A 22,313-nucleotide genomic window follows, 5' to 3' on the forward strand; every position below is an offset into this window, starting at 1 on the left:
AATAAACCATGATAAAATCCTTGTAACTTTATTTATATGGAATATCATGACTCAATTATATCGCCCCACAATTCTTCTGATTTTATTTTCTTGCCTGGCTATTCTTTCTTTGTCCGCACAGCCCTGGCCCAAAGTGAAAGATGTTGATCTCAGCAAACTTAAACCATCGGATTTTACAGATGATGAACTTGATCTGCCCTATTATCTGAAACACTTTCATACGGTTGCTAATAGTGTGAGGGAAAGCGATCCGGACAAAGGTTTTATCGATCTTCCGATCTGGAGGCGACCGGCTGATAACAAGCCTTACAATGCGAGGATTATGGAAAACATACTTTCTCTCGCTTACTTTTATAGTACCAAACGTCCCTGGAATCCCTATTACAAAGATCCCGCAGTAAAAATTCGAATTGAGGCGGCTTTGCATTTTTGGATACGTTTACAGGACAGCACCGGCAGATTCAGTGAATATGGTGTTCAAAAGTGGAATCTTGCAGGAACATCGTTTGCTACCTTATGTATGGGCCGCACCCTGGAATTTCTGGAAAAAACCGGTGGAATAGATTCCGGAATTTTAAGAAAAACCAGGGAAGCAGACAGAAAAGCGATCATGTTTATTCTTCGTGATAAGGAGTTTTATGACCATGGTAAAAATTATACAAACCAGTTTACCGCATGTTTTCCCGGTGCACTGGCCTATATTAAACTCTATCCGGATAAAGAAATGGAGGTTCTGCTTAAAAAGAAAATCGCTGAAACCGTAAAAGATTTTCAGAGTCCGGCTGGTTTTTTTTATGAAGGGGGAGGAACGGATCATGGTTACAATCTGAATACACATCATAGCAACATGCGTTTGATTTATGATTTCACACGGAATTCAGAAATTGGAAAAGGAATAATTGAAGAAGAGAAACGATATGTAGACTGGATTGCGTTAAATTCTGTGAAAGAGCCGGACAGTAAGTTCTTCACACTGAACAGAGCAACAGAAACCCGTACTTCCGCTCCGGTTATCGCTGCCTATTTTCCGCGAAGCCCTCTGGGTGGATCAGTAGAACTGCTGCGCGCTTTTACACCTTCAAAAGAAGAAATTGACGAAACCAATAAACAAAAAAGAAAACAGATTGTAGAAAACTGGCCTGAGGTTGACAAACTTGAAGTGTATTCCCCCACCATTTTACTACACCTTAATCGCTATCAATGGTATCCCACCAACGAGCAAAAACAAGCGGCGGTTAAAAAACTTCCTTACTTCACTAAAAGTGAATTTATTCAACAGCGTACCGATAGCCGGCAGCCAACTTCTTTTACCTTTATCCGGCAGCCTGGTTATTATGCAGTATTCAATTCCGGGCCGGTTATCAATAAGCGTCAGCGTTATGGCCTTGGACTTCTATGGAACTCCCGCTCGGGATCATTCCTGCAATCACAGGCTGATTCTGATGTAGCTGCCTGGGGTACCAAGGCGGCTGGAGGGAAACTTTACGAATCCGGTGATCTTCCGGCAAAAATGACCGTAAACGGTCAGCCGGTTATTGCACAGCCGGGAATTTCCGATTTTCCGGCAGGTGTGTTAACGGTAATTTATGCACTGGGCAGCCAGGGTGAAAAATCATTGAAATTCGATAAAGAGCAAATAAGTGTCACCGTGAAACATGCAGGAGCTTTTACAGAAACTCTTCCATTGCTTATAAACGAAGATGATAAAATCGATCTTTCAAAACCGGGAGAAATCAGTCTCAGGAAAAACGGTGAAACAATCACAATCATTTATGATGATTCGGCAAAGCCTCGTTTAGAAAAAACAAGCCTGAAGAGCGGCACACAGTCTGTTGTGTCTGTCGTAATCGAGACGCAGGACAAACTTATCTATGTGATCAAAGCCCAGAAGTAACCCCTGTTTTACTGTTTCAGAGTCGATTTAATAAGGCCGTTGTACTGCTGCATCACCCGCGCAACTTTTCTATTCTTAAAAAACAGCTATATACAACCATAGGCTCTAAATGGCGGTTCTGGCCTGATTTTTTAAATAGCGGCACCAATTACAAACTAAACACCAACACTTATATCATGAAAAAGACCATTGTTTTTATACACGGAATGTTCCAGAATTCTAAAAGCTGGGATAATTGGGTTGCCTATTTCACAGAACGCGGATACAATTGTGTGGCGCCATCATGGCCCGACCACGCCGGTGACCCTGAGCGGTTAAAGAATAATCCGCCGGCAACTCTTTGCGATCTGATGCTGGAAGACGTGATCAACGCGATGGAGGCAGAAGTAATAGCTGCAGGTGGCAATAATGTGGAAATAAACGAAAAACCGATCATTATTGGACATTCGGTAGGAGGGTTGCTTGCACAAATTTTTGTAAACCGAAATCTGGCAAGTCTTGCCGTTCCCGTATGTCCTGTTGCTCCTAATATGATGATGACGCTGGACTGGCCGTTTTTCAAAAATGTGGCGGCAATTGCAAATCCTTTTAAAGGAGATGAGCCATTTAAACAAACACCGGAAGGTTTCCATGAAGCTTTCTGTAACACTCTCGACGAAGCTGCCGCACGTATCGCGTACACGGAAACAGCAACGCATGACAGCCGGAATGTGTTACGCGGATGTCTTGGACCTAACGGGCACATAGATCTGGATTTGCCACATGTACCGCTTTTGTTCATCAGCGCAAAAGAAGACCAGATCATTCCGACAGAATTGGTTGAAAAAAACAGCAAAGCCTACACCGATGACGTGAGCGGAGAAGCTTCGTTCCACGAATTCGAAGGTAGATCACATTATATTTGCGGGGAGCCGGGATGGGAGGAAGTAGCATCCTATGTTCACAACTGGCTGGAAATGCATCAGGTTCATACAGCGGTATAAACACAGCAGGGAAACATTATCAAGAGGTGAAAAGATCAGGGTAAAAGCTGATCTTTTTAGTTTTATGAAAATAATGCGGGTTGAAAAATAGATAAAACAGGATGCGTTATGTCTGATAATCAGTATCTTATCTATTTTTAAATATTAGAAAAATAATTTTCAAAAAACCAGAATTTATGAGCTTTCAGGCATGGTTTTGTAAGTAAACTATATACAACTAAAAACCAAAACACTTATGAAAACTTCAATCAGATCATCAAAGCCGGTGCATGCAAATTTGTTAGATTCACCAATGCATTTTAGGGAAGATACCAATCCTTTTCAAAAGAGTAATCAGGAAGAGAAAATGCCTTCTCCATATTCCAACAATAGTGAAAAGTCGCGGAAAAGGCCACGAATTTTGAAACCGGTTTATTCTGTACGATTATTTTAAAAATAGCAATGGTTTCAAACAAACACTTCAAATTAATGTCATTGAATGCGATTCCCAAGGCCGAAGCCTTGGGTTATTTTTTGTTCAAAGGAATTTGTTTTTATTGAAAAGGAAGATAAACACTAAACGTAGATCCTCGTCCGGGTTCGCTGGTGACCGAAATGGTACCTCCGTGATTGGCCGCAACCCGGTCGCAGATAGCCAATCCTATCCCTGTTCCAGTATATTCGCTTCTGCCGTGCAGGCGCTGGAAAAGCTGAAAAATGCGGTCCGCATATTTCTGGTCGAACCCGATGCCGTTGTCTGACACTTCAAATTTATAGTATAAACTTGCCGCCCGGCTCGGAACAACCGATAGGGGCAAATCGTTATTCGAAACAATTTCAGATCTGATATTTATGACCGGGTTCACATTCGGTTTACGGAATTTGAGCGCATTGCTGATCAGATTTTGAAACAGCTGTCCAATCTGTGTAGGATCGCCCTGAATGTCCGGAAGATGAGTAACTGTAACTTCGGCAGCGGATTCCTGGATCACTAATTCCAGGTCTGTCAACACATCATGAATGACTTCCGATAGTGAAATCGTTTGCGTATTCTCTTTTTTACTCGAAATCTTAGAAAACGTTAGCAGGTCTTCAATTAAATCGGACATGCGTTTGGCAGCGCTTTGCATCCGTGAGAGATAACCAACACCTTCACCAAGCTGTTCGGAATACCGGTTAACCAGCAGATTTCCAAATGACTGTATCTTGCGAAGTGGTTCCTGTAAGTCGTGAGAGGCAACGTAGGCAAATTGCTGCAGGTTCAGGTTGGATTGCACAAGCAGGTTGTTGGACTCTGCAAGTTCTTCATTGGTTGCAACATACTCTTCGTTTATAGAGGCAAGTTCTTCGTTCATGACTTCCAGCTCTTCGGTTCGTTCCTGAACTTGCTGTTCCAGAGCAAGTTTTACTTTACGCTGTACAGTAACGTCCTGAGCAGTACCAACAACTTTATAAACTTCTCCCTTTTCATTGTAAAAAGACTTACCCTGCGCATGTATAATTCGTTCCATTCCGCCTGTATCCAAACGGTACTCTACATCAAAAATACCATCAGTACCCATCTTTAGGGCATGATCCATTGCAGCTTGCATTACCGGTTTATCCGATTCCCTGATAGGCAGAAAACCTTGCTCAGGTGTAATGGTATCCTCTTTTTCAAAGCCAAACCATCCTTTCAGCCTTTCAGAAAATTCCAGTGTTCCATTAACAATATCCAGCTGCCAGGTTCCCAGGTCTGCTAATTCGATAGCTCCGCGCAGGGAACTTTCGGCTTCTTCTATTTTTTGCCTTGCTTCAACCTGCTGCGTAACATCAGTGGCTACTACAAACACGCCGGTGATATGATTTTCTGCATCACGCTGAGGTTGGTAAGTCAGATCAATATAAATTTTTCGAATTTCATTGTTACGCAGTATGTCAACCGGCTGCTCTTTTGAAAGATATGGAATACCTGTAGACATAACGCTCTCTATAAGCTTTTCAAAACCTTGTCCAACTAGTTCAGGCATAGCTTCAAGCATAGGTTTTCCAATAACCTCCTCAATTTTTCGTCCGACCATTTCTCCATAAAATGGATTGGCCATCGTTATCGTCAGGTTGTCCTTACTAATGATTGCAATTGCGATTGGTGATTGTTCAAATAAGTCGAGAAGTTGTCTTTCACTTTCCTCAACCTGTTGTTGGGCAAGGACTCTTTCAGTAACATCTATGGCGATGTCCAGAATTGCATAAACTTTACCTTCATTATCAAAAATAGGAGAGTAAGTGATATTGTAGTAATTGTGGCTCATTACTCCATTTTGCACTATATTGACCTGTGCGCCGAAGCTTTGATACATAATTCCGGTAGTAAATACGTCGTCCAGAATTTGCAAAAATGCCTGGTTATTAAGTTCCGGCATTACCTCACGAAGCGGAATACCAACAATGTCCGGCCCTTTTCCCACAATGTCAATAAAGGCTTGGTTAGGCATTTCTACAATCAGATCCCTGCCCACGAAAAGTCCTATGGCAGCGGGAGCAGAAGCGACGACAGATCGTAATTTTGCTTCGCTTTCTTCCAGGGCTTTTTGAGCAAGTACCTGTGCCGTGACATCAATGGACATATTGACTATTCCATAAACCTCACCTTCACCGTCAAAAATTGGTTTGTATGTAAAATTAAAATAGTAGGTACTCATTACGCCACCGACTTCAATTTCAACCGGAGCGTTTTTTGAGCTGTAAGCTTCGCCAGTCGTTAATATCTCGTCCAAAATATCTAAGAATGGCTGGCCTTCCAGTTCCGGCAATGCTTCACGAAGCGGTTTGCCAATAACCGATTTATCCTTACCCCAATAATCGATCATGGGTTGATTGGCCAGCTCAACGACCATGTCTTTTCCAACAAAAAGGCATGTCGCAACCGGAGCCTGATCAATCAGTGCACGGAACTTGGATTCGCTCTCGGCTAGATTTCTGATGGCATGATATTGTCGCGTTACTTCGGTGGCAAGGATCATAATACCGTTTATGACACCATCATCATCACGCATGGGTGTATACACAAAATCGAAATATACATTTTCCGGAGAATCGTTACGAATAAGTTTTGCAAGCATTCCATTGCCGTAATACGGCTCTCCACACTCATAAACATCACCCAGAATTTCCATGAAAACCTGGTCTTTAATCTCAGGAAGTGCATCAATTAACCGTTTTCCGATAACGGACGAATCTTTACCCCAAACTTCAAAAATCTTTTCGTTTCCCAGTTCTATGACAAAGTCCCGACCTTTCAAAAGACCGATAGCCATGGGCGCCTGTTCAACGATTGTTTGAAAGCCCCGCTGGTGCTTTTCCCCCTCTCTTACCTGTTCTCTGCTTAGAACATCTTTGGTTACATCGATGAAGGTACCCAGAAAGCGGTTAGTGTTATTCGAAGGATCTACATGGATTTGGCCTTTGCAGGAAACCCAGATTGTATCCGCTTCTACTTTTTCGTCTGCACGAATTTCGACCGATAATGTATTGGGAGAAGGATGATAATTTAAAAACTTTAATGACTCCTCAAATAACTGACGGTCAGCATGGTGAATCTGCTCCAGTAATTTTTCAAGAGGCACAATGTCGTCGCCACTAAAATGGAATAGCGCTTTGGTCCTGTGGCACCAACGCACCTGACCTGTATTAAAATCCAATTCCCATGTCCCTATTCCTGCGGATTCGAGCGCCAGTTCCAGGCGTTGTATCTCTGCCGCACTATCCGGACTAAATGGCTTAGATGTGCCTTCCATGTAATAAAGTTTTTGTAAACATAACGTGATTAAAATATCAGACGAATAAAAGAATATCGTATGTCCTGGTTCTTTGTAGCCAGTTAATTAATGTCTGCAAACGAAAGATATACCCAACTTCTGACATTACGTATATCTTGAATATTATTTGGCACTTTCAAAACTTTGTGCCAGAAGCCTTTTACCGATTGAGAAACCTCTTTAAGTTTTTATACAACGTATGTGGGGAATTACAAATAAGTTTGTTTCATTATTTTTGTCACGTTAAAAACTGGATTACAGAGGTTAGTTAAACAGCACCTGCTCATTGGTATAATATGTTTTTCTGCTGCCGACTTTGTCAATCAGTATTTCTCCTCCGGTTGGAGAAGTCTTTTTCTTACTGTTGTGTACAACCATAAAATCCCGGATTTCACCACTGATGATATCGGGATTTGATTTCAGGATTTTCTTTTCCGCATCTTTTAATACCTCATTTATGGATTTTGCCAACATTTTAATCTGTTTTTGAGGAATTTTAGCAGCAATCGATTTTGGGTGAATCTTCGCATCCCACAGTATTTCATCCACATAGGCATTCCCAATCCCGCCGATTACCTTCTGATCTGTCAAAACGGATTTGATTGCAGCTTTGCTTTTTTTTAGTTTTTCTGATAACCATTCTGCTGTAAGTTTTTCGGACAAGGCATCCATCGTATCGCTCAGTTCCGGATTCAGATCGATTTTTGCAATTTTCTGAAAGTCGGTGAGGATGAGCTGGGTACCGTCTTTAAAGATAAAATTGACAAGCGCATATTTGGGTAGCTCATCTTCTTTCATCTGCATCACAAGTTTTCCATGCAGCATCAGGTGCATACTCACCAGGGCATCTGCACCAAAATCGAAAAACAATTCTTTTCCAAGCCTGTAAACTTTCTTCAGCGTTTTACCATCAAGATTTTCACTCAGCTCTTTTTCACTGACCTGAGTTTTTTGTTTTACTAACACTTCCAGCTTTTCAAGCTTCTTTCCTTTGAGCTCCTTAGTCAGATTTTTACTGAAAGCCTGCAAGTCAGGTAATTCGGGCATGGTGCTAAATTTAGTCTGGTGAAACGAATCTTAAAGACAGTAAAATGCTGATTAAAATAACAATACCAGCACTGTCAGGCGATTTCGTTAAAATTAATCTGTTTCCCCTCAAACGGCAATTAATAAAGTCGGCGAGCTTATTCTTTTGAAATAGGACAAATTTTTTAAAAAAAATAAAAAAATGACTACGTATGTTTTGCTTCAAATTTGTCTTTACCTATAACTGACTATTGCTAACCTGACGCCTGATCCTAAACGTTAATCCATGCAAGCCAACTTTATTCCTGAAATTACTGACCCAAAGTCTGGAGTACATCCCAGTCCGGAAAGGATGGGTGATGCGGCTCATGAAACTCAGGAAGTGTATGTTGAGGTTTTTATTCGGAAAACCTTTGAGGAAAACCCAAGAAAGGGATGTGAAATGCTGTTCCGTTTGTATTACCGCGGTTTATGCACCCACGCTGTCCGGTATGTTTATTCCAAAGAAATCGCTGAGGATCTCGTTGCCGACGTTTTTTATACTTTTTGGAACACCCGGGCTTTTCTCTCAGTCACATATTCTTTCCGCTCATTTCTGTTTCGGAGTGTCAGGAACCGGGCTTACAATTATTTGATGAACGAAATGAAAAAGACCGATGACGGAATTATACTGGTGCATGTGATGAAAGATAATCTGGTGAATAGACTGCCACTGAAACAGGCCATTTCTGAGGGAATATACGGAAGGATTCGTCCGGTAATTATGATTGCACTTTTGGGTTCGCTCGGACTACTTCCCGCTGCGCTGTCCAACGGCATGGGATCCGAAATCCAAAAAACGTTAGCTATTATGATCGTTGGCGGTTTGCTGATTTGTATGTTCCTTTCATTTACGGTTTTACCCCAGATTTTCTATTTGGCGTATCGAAAAAGTAAAAAGGAAAAATCAAGTTAATCCCGTAATATGCATGGCTTCAACTGAGTGTTTGTCTAAAATAAAAGGCTGCACAATATGTTTTGAATTCTCATTGCCGGATAATTCCGGAACTTATGACTTGCCCTTTGGGGGTGAGGTTGATAAGTTTTCCGGAATTTTTTCATTATAGCCGGTATTAAATTTACTTAAAGTCTTCATCTCATCAGAACCGGAACAGCTTTGTCCGGTAATTTTGGTATACAAAAAGTTTTTTAATCCGGATTATATCAGTGAATTAGATGCTTTAAATATCTAAAGTGCGGGGAACGACTTTTGTATATTTCCGTAAGCAATTGGAACTGCTTTATGCCAGAATATATTTTTGTGCAAAAAAAAGTGTCCTTTTGTATAATTTGCCGTCAATAGTGCATCACATAAAACACTTGTTATGAAAAGTTACATTTTATCGTTTGCAACCGTTTTCTGTTTATTTATCTGCGGTGCTAATTCGTTTGGCCAAAGTTTATCTGTTGAAAATTTATTGGACAAGGCCGTGACCCTTTCTCAAAAAGGAGATTCAACCGGAGCTACTGAGGCTCTGACAAAAGGTACAAGTGCATTGGAAACAGAGGCAAAATCCGCCGGCGGAAGTTTGAAGGATAAACTTTTGAGTCAGGCCGGTAATTTGAAATCACTCATTCCCCTGGCATCTTCCGGCAAATTAAGTTCCGGTGTTTTGGGCAAGGCTGTAAGCGCTGTAAAAATGCTTGTGGGAGCAAACAGAATAAGCAGTCTGCTTGGCAAAGGAGAAAGCGGCTTGCTAGGCAATGCAGCAAATCTGACAAACAATCTTGGTCTTATCAAAGCCGGATCATCCATTTTAGGTTCTGAGTCACAAAGCCAGTTGGGAGGGCTTTTAGGAGAGGCAACCAAAGCCGTTAGCGGTTTGGATAAAAAAGGTGTTACAGGAAAACTGGCGGCTACTGCGTCATCAAAATCGTTGGGGACTATTGTAAAACTGGTAGGTTCTGCGCTCTGATTAAGTTTTAACGAAATTTTAATTTTGTCACTTTTATCAATAAAAAAATGGCTTTTTTATTTTTCCGTTATTTCCTAAATGTGAAAATTGTGAAATGCAAGTGCATATTTTTGATCGCCTGATTTATTAAATGTTGTCCAACTATTATTACTTTTTGAAATAAACAAAAACTATGAACAATACATGCTGTGTGCAGATTAACAGTGCGTTAAGGTGAATGTTGAGTAAAAATTGGTAATCACTCGTTAATTGGACTATTAAATATTAATCTCCTTTGGTTACATAATATAGGTGATTAACCGATCATATTTAGACTGTATATTTATTGCCTGTCTTTGATAAGAATCTAATAGCAAAATATTTTATAGCTGATAAAATAAATGGTTTACAAATCAGTTTTTTTCAATGTGTTAACAGGATATTATTTAATGTAAATTTTAATTGCAGATAATAATCAATTAATTTAGCAAAAATATGTCACCAGATCACTCAATTTTTATCTATGAAAGTTAAAGCAATTAAGTTTTTCTCACCAAATGAAAATGCGCCGGTTACTGCAAAAGCAATATCAAAACCAGCGCCAACCGGTTACATTTCGTCAACCGGAAAACTAGTTCTGCCTTCTGCTACCCTTGAAGAATTAGGTATTGAAGCAGACTCAGCAAAATTTAAAATCGGAGCGCAGCAGGGAAAAAGAACACTGAAATTTCTTTATCTGATACCTGCTACTGAACAGGACGAAGCTTTCTCTCTTGAAAAAAGCGGACGTGGATATGTTATTCCGTTGGCACTTATATTGAAAAAAGGCGGAGTGGATTTCGAAAATGTGAAATTTACTTTTAGCATCACGCTTTTTAATTATGAAGAAGGCGTTGTAGGTTATGAGCTGGCTTTGGAGAATCCGCTTCCAAAACCTGAATATACCGGTAAGCCTCGCGGACGTAAAAAGAGAACAGAAGAAGTGGCATAATATAAAAATGGGAGGCTTAGTCAGAGCCTCCCATTTTTGATTGGGTAATCTTCAACAGAAATAACTCACTATAACCGAATAACTTTATTCTTCCTCTTCGGTATTTTTCAGTTTGGATAGTAAAGTATAAGCGCCCTTCAAAACAATTCCTGACTTCGTGTTTTCGTAATCTTTTGGAAATTGTACTTCCGTAAATCCGTTTTCTGAAACACCCTTTGTGATCTGAAGCATTTCAAAAGCAGTTCCTGATTTTTTAGCACTCTGCTTAGGTTTTTCAAGGAAAATATAGGACTGTCCTTCATAATCTACAATTGCTTCATCAGGTAATGCTGTGACAGGATTGGCTCCCGTTTCTATAATTGCTTTTACAAAGTTTTCTGGCATCATGCCGTGTTCTTCGTTTGTCAAATGGCAATGAACCCTTACTGTGCGGTCTTCATTAATTTTTTGATTGATTAAATAGACCTTAGCCAGATGTTCCTTTCCGGGATTGTTACTCACCGTGAAACGTACAAGCTGGCCAAGTTTTACCTTTTGGATATCATTTTCAAAAACAGAAAGTTCGACATGCAGATGGTCTGTATCTACGATTTCAAACATCACATCCGTCGGATTTACATATTTGCCAAGATTAACGTTTACTGTTGTTACCGAACCACTGATGGGCGCGTATATCGACGCATGATTTACAATGTTACCGGCTTCAAGTGTTTTCATGTTTATTCCGGCTGTCCTCAACCTTTCGGTAAGACCGTTTAGTCGTGCCTTTTGTATTTTTACTTCTGATGCCGATTGCTGCAGTATTTTTTGAGCATTGATATTTTCTTTACTCAATTCTGTTTGGCGTTTTAATTCCAGTTGAGCCAGATCCAGTTTGCTTTGCGTTTCCAGATAATCCTGTTGAATCTGAATGAATTCGGGGTTTTCCATTACGGCAAGCAATTGTCCTTTTTTTACCTTCATACCTTGGAGCAGTTCTGTTTTTCGGACAAATCCGCCCATTGGTGCTGAAATACTTACCAGGTTTTGAGGCGGGATGTCGATAAGTCCATTGGCTGTTACAACATCGCTCAGATTTCGGATGCTGGTAGATCCTGTTTCAATACCGGCAGTTTGATATTGCGCTGCTGTAAGTATTATCTCAGTATCGGTAATCTCCTCAGTTTTCTCTTTTTCCTGCTCTTCTTCTTTTGTTTGTTCACAGGCGAATAGGGCAGTGAAGAGCAATATGGTCATCAATACATTTTTCATTTTATCGGATTTTTATACAAAATATTTTTCTTCCGGTTTGTGCCAACCGAATTATTTATTGATGAGAAATTCAATTTCAATAACAGAATCATTGTGAAGTTTAAGCAGGTTAAGATGCGTTAACTGAATGTTTAGCGCTTTTGAAAGTGACTGCGAAAACTCAATGTAGCCGATTTCCCCTGCCTCATAAGCCTTGGTTGCATTGCTGCTGATTTCATTGGCAAGCGGCAGCGATCTTGATTTAAATACGGAAAGACTTTCAGCAGCTTTTTTATAAGAGTCCAAAGCTTGCTGAAATTGACTCATCAAACGTTGGTTGCTGATTTCTAACTGATTTTGAGCCAGCTTTTCACTAATTCCTGCTGCCTTTATTCTTGCTTTTGTAGCTCCGTTAAATACCGGCAGCGATAAGCCAACTTGAAAACCCTGAAACCGTTTACCGGAACCGAAAAAAGTTTCCGTTCCATTTACATTCTGGAATCCTGTCAGCGATTGATTAAAGTAGCCCAAACTAAAATCAGGCAGTAAGTTGCTTCGCTGGAGGCTGGTGAGCTTTTGTTCCAAACCGATCTGTTGTCTCAGGTAATTCAAATATGGGTTATCTGAGATCAAAGAACTATCGGGCAGAACAATTTCTAAAAGGCTCAAACTATCATCCGAAGTTACGACGGGATTTGGGCTGTTCATTAATAGCTGTAATTGCCTTTCCTGCATACGCTGATCTGCTTGCAAATTGATTATTCGTGCTTGTAAATCAGCCTGTTCGCTGAGGGCCACAGAGTATTCGAGTTTGTTGGCTTCGCCGGTTTTATATCTAAGTTCGGCAGCTTTCACAAACCGGTCGGTTCTTTGGCTTTGCTGATCCAGCAAAATTTTTTGATGATTAGAAAAAAGCAGGTCGATGTAAACTTTTTTTACCTGCCTGGTCAGTTCGGCTTTGGTGATTTCGAGTTTTGCATGGACAGTATTAACCTGCTGCGAGAACACATCTTTTCTTTTTCTGACCGTTGCCGGATTTGGTATCGATTGCGAAAAAGTAAAATGATTGTCGAACCGGGTGCTGTTATATTGTCCGGCCATCCAGGAAAGCTCCGTTTTGGGAAGATCAGCCGCTGTTTTTTTCAATGCTTCCTGAAATTCAATTTGATAAAGTCCGTCTCTAACTTCCAGGTTTTTATCCGTTGCTTCTCTGATGGCATCCTGAAGCGTGATTTCACGAACTTTGATATCCGGCGTTTGAGCCGATACTTTGGATGGGATCAGTGAAAACGTGATGAATACAAGCAAAAGCAGCGATACAGCTTTGATCGGATTGCCCGGATTAAAACGTTTTTCAGTTAAAAGGTATAACACCGGCAAAACCAGCAATGTCAGCAACGTGGCCGATACCAGTCCGCCTATTACGACGGTTGCCAGAGGGCGCTGCACTTCTGCACCCGCATTTGTGGAAAGTGCCATAGGCAAAAAGCCGAGTGAAGCAACGAGAGCCGTCATTAAAACCGGTCTCAGGCGGGTTTCGGTTCCCTGCTGAATAACCTGTTTCAAATCATTTAATCCTTGTTTTCTTAAAAAGTTGAACTCAGCGATCAGTACAATGCCATTCAAAACGGCAACCCCAAACAGGGCAATAAAGCCAATTCCTGCAGAAATACTAAAAGGCATACCCCGAATCCACAATGCCAATACACCGCCGATCGCCGATAGCGGAATTGCTGTGAGAATTAACAGACTTTGCCTAAGTGAGTTAAAAGTAAAGTACAGAAGTACAAAAATGAGTAAAAGCGCAATAGGTACGGCGATGCTTAAACGCGTATTTGCTTCACGCAGATTTTGAAATTGTCCGCCATAGGTTGTGTAATAGCCAGCAGGGAGTTTAATGTTCTGGTCAATTTTTGACTGAAGTTCGTCAACGATGCTGCTGACATCCCTGCCACGAACATTGAAAGAAACAGTGATCCGGCGTTTGGCATCCTCTCGCTGAATTTGATTGGCGCCAGTTTTAATTTCAATAAAAGCAATTTGTTCAAGTGGTATCAGCTCTCCGTGGGACGTTGATACAAATAACTTGCTCACATCGTCCATCGTTTTTCTGCTTTCCTGATTGAGCCTGACTACCAGATCAAACCGTTTTTCTCCTTCGTAAACAATTCCCGCGGCACTTCCGGCAAAGGCAGTGTTGATGGTCCGGTTGGCATCTTCTATACTCACTCCAAACCTGGACATTTGATCTCTTTTGAATTTGACTACAATTTGCGGTAAACCGCTTATCTCTTCCACATAAACATCTTCGGCTCCTTCCACCGAACGGACCAGTTTTCCGATTTTTTTTGCCTGCTCTGCAAGTACTTCCAGATCTTCCCCGAAGATTTTAATTGCAACATCCTGTTTGACACCGGTCATGAGTTCGTTAAAACGCATTTGAATAGGCTGTTGAAATCCGAAGGTCACACCTGCAATTCTTTCTTCGAGAACTGCCTGCATTTTTTCAGCAAGCTCTTCCCGGTTTTTTGCCTTTTTCCATTGCGATTTATCTTTTAGAATAACCATCAAATCGGCAGCTTCCACCGGCATTGGATCCGTTGGAATTTCGGAAGAACCTATTTTGCCAACCGTTTCTATTACCTCGTCCGGAAATTCTTTGTTTAATATGCCGGAAGCTTTTTGTACCGCATCAACCGTTTCAGAAAGGGAACTTCCTGTTAGCACACGGGTTTCTACTGCAAAGTCGCCCTCATCAAGCTGAGGGATAAATTCGCCGCCCATATTCAGGAACAGGTAAACGCTGATCGCAAAAAGAACAACAGAAAGAAAAATGGTAACAAAGCTTCTACGGAGGCTAAAAGCCAGTGCCGGAATATAGAGCCTGTGGAAAAATGCGATTATTTTGTCAGAAATATTGACCTTATGTGTATTCTGTTTGCTCAAAAATAAAGCAGACACCATCGGTACGTAAGTCAGAGAAAGGATGAATGCGCCTAATATAGAGAAGCTGACAGTCTGAGCCATAGGCCTGAACATTTTTCCCTCAATACCAACAAGGGCTAAAATCGGCAGATAGACGATCAGGATTATGATTTCACCAAAGGCGGCGGAATTGCGGATCTTGGAAGCGGACTCAAAAACCTCCTGATCCATTTCGGGTTGCGAAAGTCTGTGCGTATATTTTTTGCCTAAAATATGATGCAAAGTTGCCTCCACGATAATGACGGCTCCATCGACAATCAGCCCAAAATCAATTGCTCCCAGGCTCATCAGGTTTCCTGATACTCCAAACAGGTTCATCATACTCACGGCGAACAGCATTGCCAGCGGAATTACCGAAGCCACAACAAGCCCTGCCCGGAGATTTCCAAGCAGCAAAACCAAAACAAAAATTACGATCAGGGCGCCTTCCAGCAAGTTCCTGGAAACGGTACTGATTGCATTGTTGACTAGTTTTGTGCGGTCCAGAAATGGCTCGATCACCACACCATCGGGCAGTGTTTTGCGGATTTGTTCAATACGTTCCTTTACATTGGCGATTACCTGAGATGAATTGGCACCTTTTAACATCAGCACAAGTCCGCCGACAACTTCACCCTCATCATTTCGCGTCATGGCACCATAGCGCACAGCGTGGCCGAACCGTACCGTTGCCAGATCACGGATCAAAACGGGCAGGCCGTCGGGTGTTTGTTTTACCTGTATCTGACCAATATCTGTCAGGCTTTCGATAAGTCCCTCGCTTCGTATAAAGTAAGCATTGGGTTTTTTGTCGATATAAGCGCCGCCTGTGTTCTGGTTGTTTTTTTCAAGGGCAGCAAAAATATCACTGATCGAAATTTGAAAACTTCTTAGTTTGAAAGGATCAATAGCGATCTCATATTGTTTAAGAAACCCGCCAAAACTGCTGACGTCAGCCACACCGTCGGTTCCCAGCAGTTGCCGGCGGACGATCCAGTCCTGCACGCTGCGAAGTTCCATGGGCGGATACCTGGTTTCATAACCTTTTTTTGTATGCAAAACATATTGATAAATTTCGCCCAATCCGGTAGTGACGGGCGCCAGTTCGGGCGATCCTATACCATCAGGAATTTGTTCTGAGGCGGTTTTAAGTCTTTCGGTAACCTGCTGTCTGGCCCAGTAAACATCGGTCTGATCTTTGAAGACGATGGTGATTACGGACAGTCCGAACCTGGACATAGAACGGATTTCCCGAATGTTGGGAATGGTAGCCATTGCCGTTTCAACAGGAAAAGTAACAAGCCGTTCCACTTCCTGAGCGGCGAGCGACGGACTTGTGGTGATAATTTGTACCTGATTGTCAGTGATATCAGGTACTGCGTCAATAGGTAATTTTGTTACGGAATAAACTCCCCAGATCACCAGGGCAGCCGTAAAAAGTCCTATGATCAGTTTGTTGTGTATTGAAAAATAGATGATTCGATCTAACATCAGAATTTAGATAACGTGTAAGAATAGCCGTTCACTGTGGAGCAAACCACAGAACCGGCAAACCTGAAAAGTTATAATCTTCTAAATCCTGGGAGGTTGCCAGATGGTGGTCAGATTAGTGGAATTGATCTGGGGTGTATAAACAAAGGCATTCTCCTTCAAAAAGGAGAAGGTGACAGATTCAGGCAAGCAGGGAACCTGTTGTTGTATGGTGATCCCGGAACAGCATGCGCAAATGCAAAATGGGGAACACAAATCTGGCACTTGTTCTCTGGGAAGTTCAGATGCAGTTCTTACTGTTATTTTTGTAGTATCATGGAAACTCATCAAAACTTCGTCCTGACAAGGAATGCAGGACAGCAAAACTGTGTAAATGGCCAGGAAATAATGTGCTAGCTTCATGATGCTACAAAGGTAGATGAAATACAAATGCAACAGGTAGTCAAAAATGTCACTATTAATTATGCAGTGAACCAGGATTGAGATGACTTGTTGTAGAATATTTTTCAAAAGCAGATGCAAAACATTACTGCTCTGATTTACAGCAGGTAAAGTATTTATCAATAACCGGCTTGATTATGCACAAAACGACTAACGAATAAAAAATTTAAAAATATTTTACCTAGAAGTTATACTACCTTTTGTTTTATAATTTATTCGTATTATAATTGTAAAGAATTTTACATAATGTAAATAGAGGAGGGTAAGATTTATAAGAGTTCCACGCTTGGGGAACTCTTTATTTGTTTATGGTGCTCCAAGTTTACCCTGAACATACTTTCGAATAATCAACAGAGAGCCTTGGCAACCGTATATGCCACTGGGTTCTTACTTTATTCTCCTGATAACATCGACTGGCTTGTTACCATCATAGTCAGATATATCCGTTATTAGTGCAAAAAATCTTAAATCAGATTATATTTTCAAATAAATCTTACTAGATTGTACTGCGAACGGGCAGAAATCGCTCCGTGCATAGTCGTAAACCTATCACAAATCAAGAATACAATACTATTTCACTGAAGCGCACAAATAATAACGTTATGAAACACCACTACTTATCACAGGTTTTTAGGATAACCACCTTCCTGGCCGAACTGACACGGCACCGGGAAGAAAATAATGTTCATTACCTCATTTTACAGGAAATAAACATTACGAACGATTTTGTATCTGGTTCCAGGATTGCGATTGAATAGAAGTTTTTCTTATTCATTTTTTTAGTATTCAGAAGCTATTGACCCGGCTTTCTGAACATTACTCATATTGTATAACGATAAAAACGTCTTCTTTTGAAACCCAATCACCATCAACCGATTCCGGACTGCGGACCGCTGTGTCAAACGGAACATGTACCTGCAAGACACTTGGAGGCCACAGCCATTCCGGATCAAGTTACTGCGTTTTTTAAAGGCCTGTTTGACACCGGTGACTGGCCGGCACGCTGGGGATGTGGAACCTGGTCTGATTTTCACGGTTGGTTTTATATCGCTTCCGATCTGTTAATCTGGGCGGCATATTTTTTGATTCCCCTTTTTCTTATCAGACTAACGATCCTTCGTAAGGATTTTCCTTTTCCTAAAATTATCTGGCTGTTTGGAGCATTTATTGTTCTTTGCGGCACAACCCATTTTATAGATGCCATCATTTTTTGGTGGCCGGTTTATCGTCTGAGCGCATTTGTCAGATTTTTAACCGCCGTCGTTTCTATTTCTACGGTTTATGTACTTTATAAAAAACTGCCAAATGTACTTTTGATACGTTCGGTGGCGGAACTTGAGCATGAGATTAATGAACGGCGCCTGGTAGAAGAAAAGCTTGCTGCCAGTGAATTTTTACTCTCAGAGGCTGGTCATGTTGGGCGGGTAGGAGGCTGGGAGCTTGATGTGCCAACCAATAAATATTTATGGTCGAAGACTGCTTATGAAATTTATGAAGGTGACGAATCCCTCAGGGCTGGACATGATGGTACCATTGCTTTTTTTACTGAACCACATCAGGAAATACTAAATCGTACACTTTGCCAGGCACATGAAAACGGTGAAGGCTGGGATCTGGAATTGCAGATGGTTACTGCAAAAAATACAAAAAAATGGGTGCGCTATTACGGTAAACCGTTGTTTGATCAAAATGGTGTATTGATAAAAATGAGAGGCGTTTTGATGGACATTGATAAGTATAAAATCAATGAAATTGACCTGAACAAATCAATTCAGCTGATGGCACAGCAAAATAGCCAGCTGAAAAATTTTACACATATTTTGTCACACAACCTGCGAAACCATACCAGCAACATTTCGCTGCTTGCCGAGTTTGTAGACGAGTCGACCCTCAGTGAAAACAATACAGAGGTTTTTCAGAAAATAAAAAGTGTTTCAGATGTTCTGGGAAATACACTGGATGATCTTTCCAAAGTACTTAAGATCAGGGAAAGTTATCTGCCAAGCGAAGAACTTGTTTTTGCTGATGTGACCGAAAAAGTTCTGGAAGTTCTGGACGTTGCGATTCAAACCAGCAACGGTGAAATTAATCTTGACTTCAAAGTTGACACGATTTTGTTTCCGAGTATATATTTGGAGAGTATAATAATGAACCTGGTTTCTAATGGTCTTAAATATAAAAAGGAAAATATGCCTGTTCAGATTTCGCTGAAAACCTACCTGAATGAGAATCAGGTCAAAGTTTTGGAATATACGGATAACGGGGTGGGCATTGACCTTGAATTACATGGAGATAAGATTTTTGGATTGTACAAGACTTTTCATGAGCATAAGGATGCACATGGCGTAGGACTATTTTTAATAAAAAATCAAATTGAATCCCAGGGCGGGGTGATAGAAGTAGAAAGTAAACCCGGTGAAGGAACAAAGTTTAAAATCACATTTAATGAAAAAAGTTAATCTGCTATGTGTCATCGATGATGATAAGGTTTATACTTATCTCATCAAGAGGATTATCGAAGCCGCGGACGTTGCAGATAATCTTGTTTTTTTTGAAAACGGCCTGGATGCGCTCAAATATTTTGACAGGCATAAGGAGCAGGCCGACAAGTTGCCCGAACTGATTTTGTTGGATATCAACATGCCAATCCTGGACGGCTGGCAGTTTATGGATGCGTATTCAAAAATCAGATCTGTATTCCCAAAACCGGTTAGTTTATACATGACAAGCTCTTCAACTGATGAAGAAGATTACCACCGTGCGCAATCAACCGAACACGTTTTGGATCTGCTGAGAAAACCTGTGTCGGTTAATATTTTGAAGAGTCTGGTTGAAACCTTATAACTGAAAATATTTACAAATATGTAAAGCTTTCGGACAATGCAAATACGTACCTTTCGCCGAAAACTTATATAAATTAGTCAACCCGTTCAAATGAAAAAAATAATTGTTCTCTTCCTGATCTTTGTCAGTGCGGATCTTATTGCACAGGAAGTGCCTGCCAGTCTGGGGTTTACCAGCATCAATCACCTGGCTTTACAGGTCAAAGATATGCCGGCCAGTAAGGATTTCTATAAAAATATTCTTGGGCTGACACCAGTGGCGGTTCCGGATAGTATGAATGCAATCCGTGGCTGGTTCAACACCGGAAATGGTCAGATGATACACCTGCTTGCCGGCCGGGTAACTCCTGTTGTCAACGATAAAAACGGAAGTCATTTTGCTATTTTCGTCAGTTCCATCGCTAATGCTGAGAAATTTCTGACTGCTAAGAAAATTCCTTTCCATAAGCAGGTTCGTTTTGACAAAGCCGTTCAGATATATTTCGCTGATCCCGATGGCTATCTGATTGAGATGAATGAGAAGAAGTGAGGAGTAAAAAGTAAAAGATTAAAGTAGGTGGCGTGGTCTATTTGGGCTGCGCTATTTTGTCAGGCATGAATTTTTAGAACCGCCTCTAAATTCTTATGACCATGGCAAAAAAAGCAAAGAAACCGGCAGCAAAGAAAAATAAACTTGGTGTGAAAAATTCATTGGTTAACAACATCAATGCCAGGAAAAAGAAAGGAACCTCTCATAGCAAAAAGGATTCTACTGTATCAAAAAAGGATTACGGTAAAATGGAAAAAGGGTGGGACGACAAGGATAAAAAAGACTAAATTTTATGTGGCAATCTTTAACTTGATATTGTGGAAAATTGATCAGCAGTCAAATCCATCGTTGCTTTTTACTGTTAACTCAACAACTGTTAACTAAGTACCAATTGACTTAACCCTGGTCCGCAGGTTGTTCTGCAATAACGGGCTTTTTATTCTCCTGTGTTTTTGGTTTTAAACGTTGCCATAAGCGTAACTGCCTCCACCACTTTTCCTTACTTCCGACAGGCAGCCCTTCCAGATTTTTCTTGAAAAACAACAGTGCATCGTCCATTTCATTGCTGATTGCTTTCAGAGCAAGACTGGATTCACGTATTAATAGTACACTGACATAAAACAGCATCAGCGCTCCGATAATACTAAGTAAAACCGGCAGCCAGGTATGTTTTGCATTAAAAATATCCATAATTCCCAGACTGATACTTGTTGCTACAAAAAGGCTCAGGCACAGATACAACGTAACCATTGCTCTTTGCAGCAGATTGGTCCGGAGCGTGGATTTATTTAGCTGGTAAAACAGTTTCGCACCTTCCTTGGTAATCACTTCACTTGAAGCATCGTGATCCCTTACCAGTTGTTTTAGTTGTTCGGTAAGCTTCCGGCTTCTTTCGATCACACGGCTCAATCGCTGCGAAGTGGTGGTGATTAACGATCCGCAAGCAAGTATCAGCACCACGGGTGCAATCATTGAAGACAGGATCGTTAAGGTTTGCGATATGGTATTCATCTTTTTATAGTTTAATACTTAGTAATCGGGTTAAAGTCTGCTATCAAAAAAGTAAGCCAGGCCGGTATTGCACCTAACCAAAGCAGCTGCCGTGGAAGAAATCATTTTCTGTGTATCTTTAAAACCACATTTACCAGAACATGGAGAAAAAAATAAATATCATTTCAACAAAAAACGCTGCTGCACCAGGTGGACATTATGTGCAGGCGACTGAATTTCAGGGTTTGGTTTACATTTCAGGACAGTTGCCGGTGAAAGCGGACGGCAGTCATACAACCGGCGAGCCGTTTGAAGTACAGGTCAAACAATCATTGGAAAATCTGCTGGAAATTCTCAAGGCGGCTGGCGGGAGTTCTGCGGATTTATTGAAAGTTACTGTTTATCTGGTCGGTATTGAAAACTGGCCGGCTTTTAACAGGATTTATGCGGAGATACTCGGAGATGTAAAACCTGCCCGTTCAATCGTGCCGGTTCCGGAGTTGCATTATGGTTATTTGATTGAGATCGATGCAGTAGCTGCTGTTACTACGGGTAAAAGTGAATAATTACTCCTAAGATATTTTATTTAATCGTTAAGTTGATCAATCTGCCAGACCGATCTATCTTGCAGCTTCAAAACCCCGTAATCATCTATCATGGTCCAAATTAGTTACAAGCTTACAAAAGACGAACTTTACAAAGGGTTGGTTGACAATTCCAATACAAGAGTCATTACCAAAGTTTTAAGGATTTTCGGAAGTGTTTTACTGGCTGTGATGCTCTATCTGACAACGGTAAACATTATCAACGGAATCAATTATTTCAGCATGGGCTACGCCTTCCCAATGTTCCTGGGTGCTTATCTGGTGTTTTTGCCGGAAGCTACCGCGAAAATGCAGGTTCCCAATCTGATCAAAACTAAAAATCCTTTTACTGAAAATGTGATTGTAAGAATAGACCGAGCCGGTTTCCGTACAAAAGGGGAGACCTTCAGTAATAGCCATTCGTGGGACAGCGTACATTCTATTGTAGAAACAAAAGATAGTTACCTACTGAAACCCACCGAATCTACGGTAACCGTTTTACCGAAAAGAGTATTTACAACAGAGCAAACCGACGAATTTAAAACAATCGTGGCATCAGTTACCGGACCGGTTGTGAAAATGAATTAAATATAAAAAAAACTGCTGACCATGAGTGATCGGCAGTTTTTTTAATGTT

18 protein-coding genes are annotated in these 22,313 nt (G+C 41.0%); 12 read left to right on the forward strand and 6 right to left on the reverse strand.

Going from position 1 to position 22,313, the window contains the following annotated elements:
• Positions 1–46 precede the first annotated feature (46 nt).
• Both E0F88_RS27985 and E0F88_RS27990 read left to right on the forward strand, forming a co-directional pair.
• Entirely contained in the window at positions 47–1,894 is a 1,848-nt protein-coding gene (locus E0F88_RS27985) for a hypothetical protein (RefSeq protein ID WP_131961647.1), read from the forward strand.
• Between the two features lie 176 nt (positions 1,895–2,070).
• Entirely contained in the window at positions 2,071–2,877 is an 807-nt protein-coding gene (locus tag E0F88_RS27990) for an alpha/beta hydrolase (RefSeq protein WP_131961648.1), read from the forward strand.
• Positions 2,878–3,410: 533 nt separating this feature from the next.
• On the opposite strand, the gene E0F88_RS27995 is transcribed toward E0F88_RS27990, so the two are convergent.
• Both E0F88_RS27995 and E0F88_RS28000 read right to left on the reverse strand, forming a co-directional pair.
• On the reverse strand, positions 3,411–6,632 hold the full coding sequence (locus tag E0F88_RS27995; protein WP_131961649.1) for a PAS domain-containing protein: 3,222 nt from the start codon (positions 6,630–6,632) through the stop codon (positions 3,411–3,413).
• A gap of 285 nt (positions 6,633–6,917) precedes the next feature.
• A complete protein-coding gene (locus E0F88_RS28000) occupies positions 6,918–7,700 on the reverse strand; it encodes a DNA-formamidopyrimidine glycosylase family protein (RefSeq protein ID WP_131961650.1) in 783 nt (260 codons plus the stop codon).
• Between the two features lie 265 nt (positions 7,701–7,965).
• Between E0F88_RS28000 and E0F88_RS34120 the strand changes: the two genes are divergently transcribed.
• From E0F88_RS34120 to E0F88_RS28015, 3 genes are all read left to right on the forward strand, one after another.
• A complete protein-coding gene (locus E0F88_RS34120; RefSeq protein ID WP_220466392.1) occupies positions 7,966–8,634 on the forward strand; it encodes an efflux RND transporter permease subunit in 669 nt (222 codons plus the stop codon).
• A 409-nt stretch (positions 8,635–9,043) separates the two neighbouring features.
• Positions 9,044–9,634, forward strand: coding sequence for a hypothetical protein (locus E0F88_RS28010; protein ID WP_131961651.1), 591 nt, complete (start codon positions 9,044–9,046; stop codon positions 9,632–9,634).
• A 502-nt stretch (positions 9,635–10,136) separates the two neighbouring features.
• On the forward strand, positions 10,137–10,604 hold the full coding sequence (locus tag E0F88_RS28015) for a hypothetical protein (RefSeq protein WP_131961652.1): 468 nt from the start codon (positions 10,137–10,139) through the stop codon (positions 10,602–10,604).
• An 84-nt stretch (positions 10,605–10,688) separates the two neighbouring features.
• Here E0F88_RS28015 and E0F88_RS28020 read toward each other — a convergent pair whose 3' ends face one another.
• The 3 genes from E0F88_RS28020 to E0F88_RS34885 form a co-directional block, all read right to left on the reverse strand.
• The gene (locus E0F88_RS28020) at positions 10,689–11,855 is read right to left on the reverse strand and encodes an efflux RND transporter periplasmic adaptor subunit (protein WP_131961653.1); all 1,167 of its coding nucleotides are present in this window, start codon (positions 11,853–11,855) and stop codon (positions 10,689–10,691) included.
• A gap of 51 nt (positions 11,856–11,906) precedes the next feature.
• Complete coding sequence (locus E0F88_RS28025) at positions 11,907–16,289, reverse strand: CusA/CzcA family heavy metal efflux RND transporter (protein WP_131961654.1); 4,383 nt, start codon at positions 16,287–16,289, stop codon at positions 11,907–11,909.
• A gap of 81 nt (positions 16,290–16,370) precedes the next feature.
• Positions 16,371–16,691 (reverse strand): DUF6660 family protein, encoded by a 321-nt coding sequence (locus E0F88_RS34885; protein WP_374756328.1) that lies wholly within the window; start codon positions 16,689–16,691, stop codon positions 16,371–16,373.
• 641 nt (positions 16,692–17,332) lie between these two features.
• Between E0F88_RS34885 and E0F88_RS33825 the strand changes: the two genes are divergently transcribed.
• The 5 genes from E0F88_RS33825 to E0F88_RS28045 all read left to right on the forward strand — a co-directional run bounded on the left by E0F88_RS33825 (position 17,333) and on the right by E0F88_RS28045 (position 20,389).
• On the forward strand, positions 17,333–17,488 hold the full coding sequence (locus tag E0F88_RS33825) for a hypothetical protein (RefSeq protein WP_165940174.1): 156 nt from the start codon (positions 17,333–17,335) through the stop codon (positions 17,486–17,488).
• A gap of 93 nt (positions 17,489–17,581) precedes the next feature.
• Positions 17,582–19,189, forward strand: a complete 1,608-nt coding sequence (locus E0F88_RS28030; RefSeq protein ID WP_131961655.1) for a sensor histidine kinase — start codon at positions 17,582–17,584, stop codon at positions 19,187–19,189.
• Complete coding sequence (locus E0F88_RS28035; RefSeq protein WP_131961656.1) at positions 19,176–19,574, forward strand: response regulator; 399 nt, start codon at positions 19,176–19,178, stop codon at positions 19,572–19,574. Before E0F88_RS28030 ends, E0F88_RS28035 begins: the two co-directional genes overlap by 14 nt.
• 90 nt (positions 19,575–19,664) lie before the next feature.
• Positions 19,665–20,102: a VOC family protein gene (locus E0F88_RS28040; protein WP_131961657.1), complete on the forward strand. Its 438-nt coding sequence runs from the start codon at positions 19,665–19,667 to the stop codon at positions 20,100–20,102.
• A gap of 101 nt (positions 20,103–20,203) precedes the next feature.
• Positions 20,204–20,389: a hypothetical protein gene (locus tag E0F88_RS28045; RefSeq protein WP_131961658.1), complete on the forward strand. Its 186-nt coding sequence runs from the start codon at positions 20,204–20,206 to the stop codon at positions 20,387–20,389.
• A 109-nt stretch (positions 20,390–20,498) separates the two neighbouring features.
• Here E0F88_RS28045 and E0F88_RS28050 read toward each other — a convergent pair whose 3' ends face one another.
• Entirely contained in the window at positions 20,499–21,113 is a 615-nt protein-coding gene (locus E0F88_RS28050; RefSeq protein ID WP_131961659.1) for a DUF2721 domain-containing protein, read from the reverse strand.
• A 140-nt stretch (positions 21,114–21,253) separates the two neighbouring features.
• Here E0F88_RS28050 and E0F88_RS28055 point away from each other — a divergent pair, with 140 nt between their 5' ends.
• Entirely contained in the window at positions 21,254–21,658 is a 405-nt protein-coding gene (locus E0F88_RS28055) for a RidA family protein (protein ID WP_131961660.1), read from the forward strand.
• A gap of 90 nt (positions 21,659–21,748) precedes the next feature.
• On the forward strand, positions 21,749–22,264 hold the full coding sequence (locus tag E0F88_RS28060; RefSeq protein ID WP_131961661.1) for a YcxB family protein: 516 nt from the start codon (positions 21,749–21,751) through the stop codon (positions 22,262–22,264).
• Positions 22,265–22,313 lie beyond the last annotated feature (49 nt).

This window comes from Dyadobacter psychrotolerans (assembly GCF_004349265.1).
Lineage (GTDB): Bacteria > Bacteroidota > Bacteroidia > Cytophagales > Spirosomataceae > Dyadobacter > Dyadobacter psychrotolerans.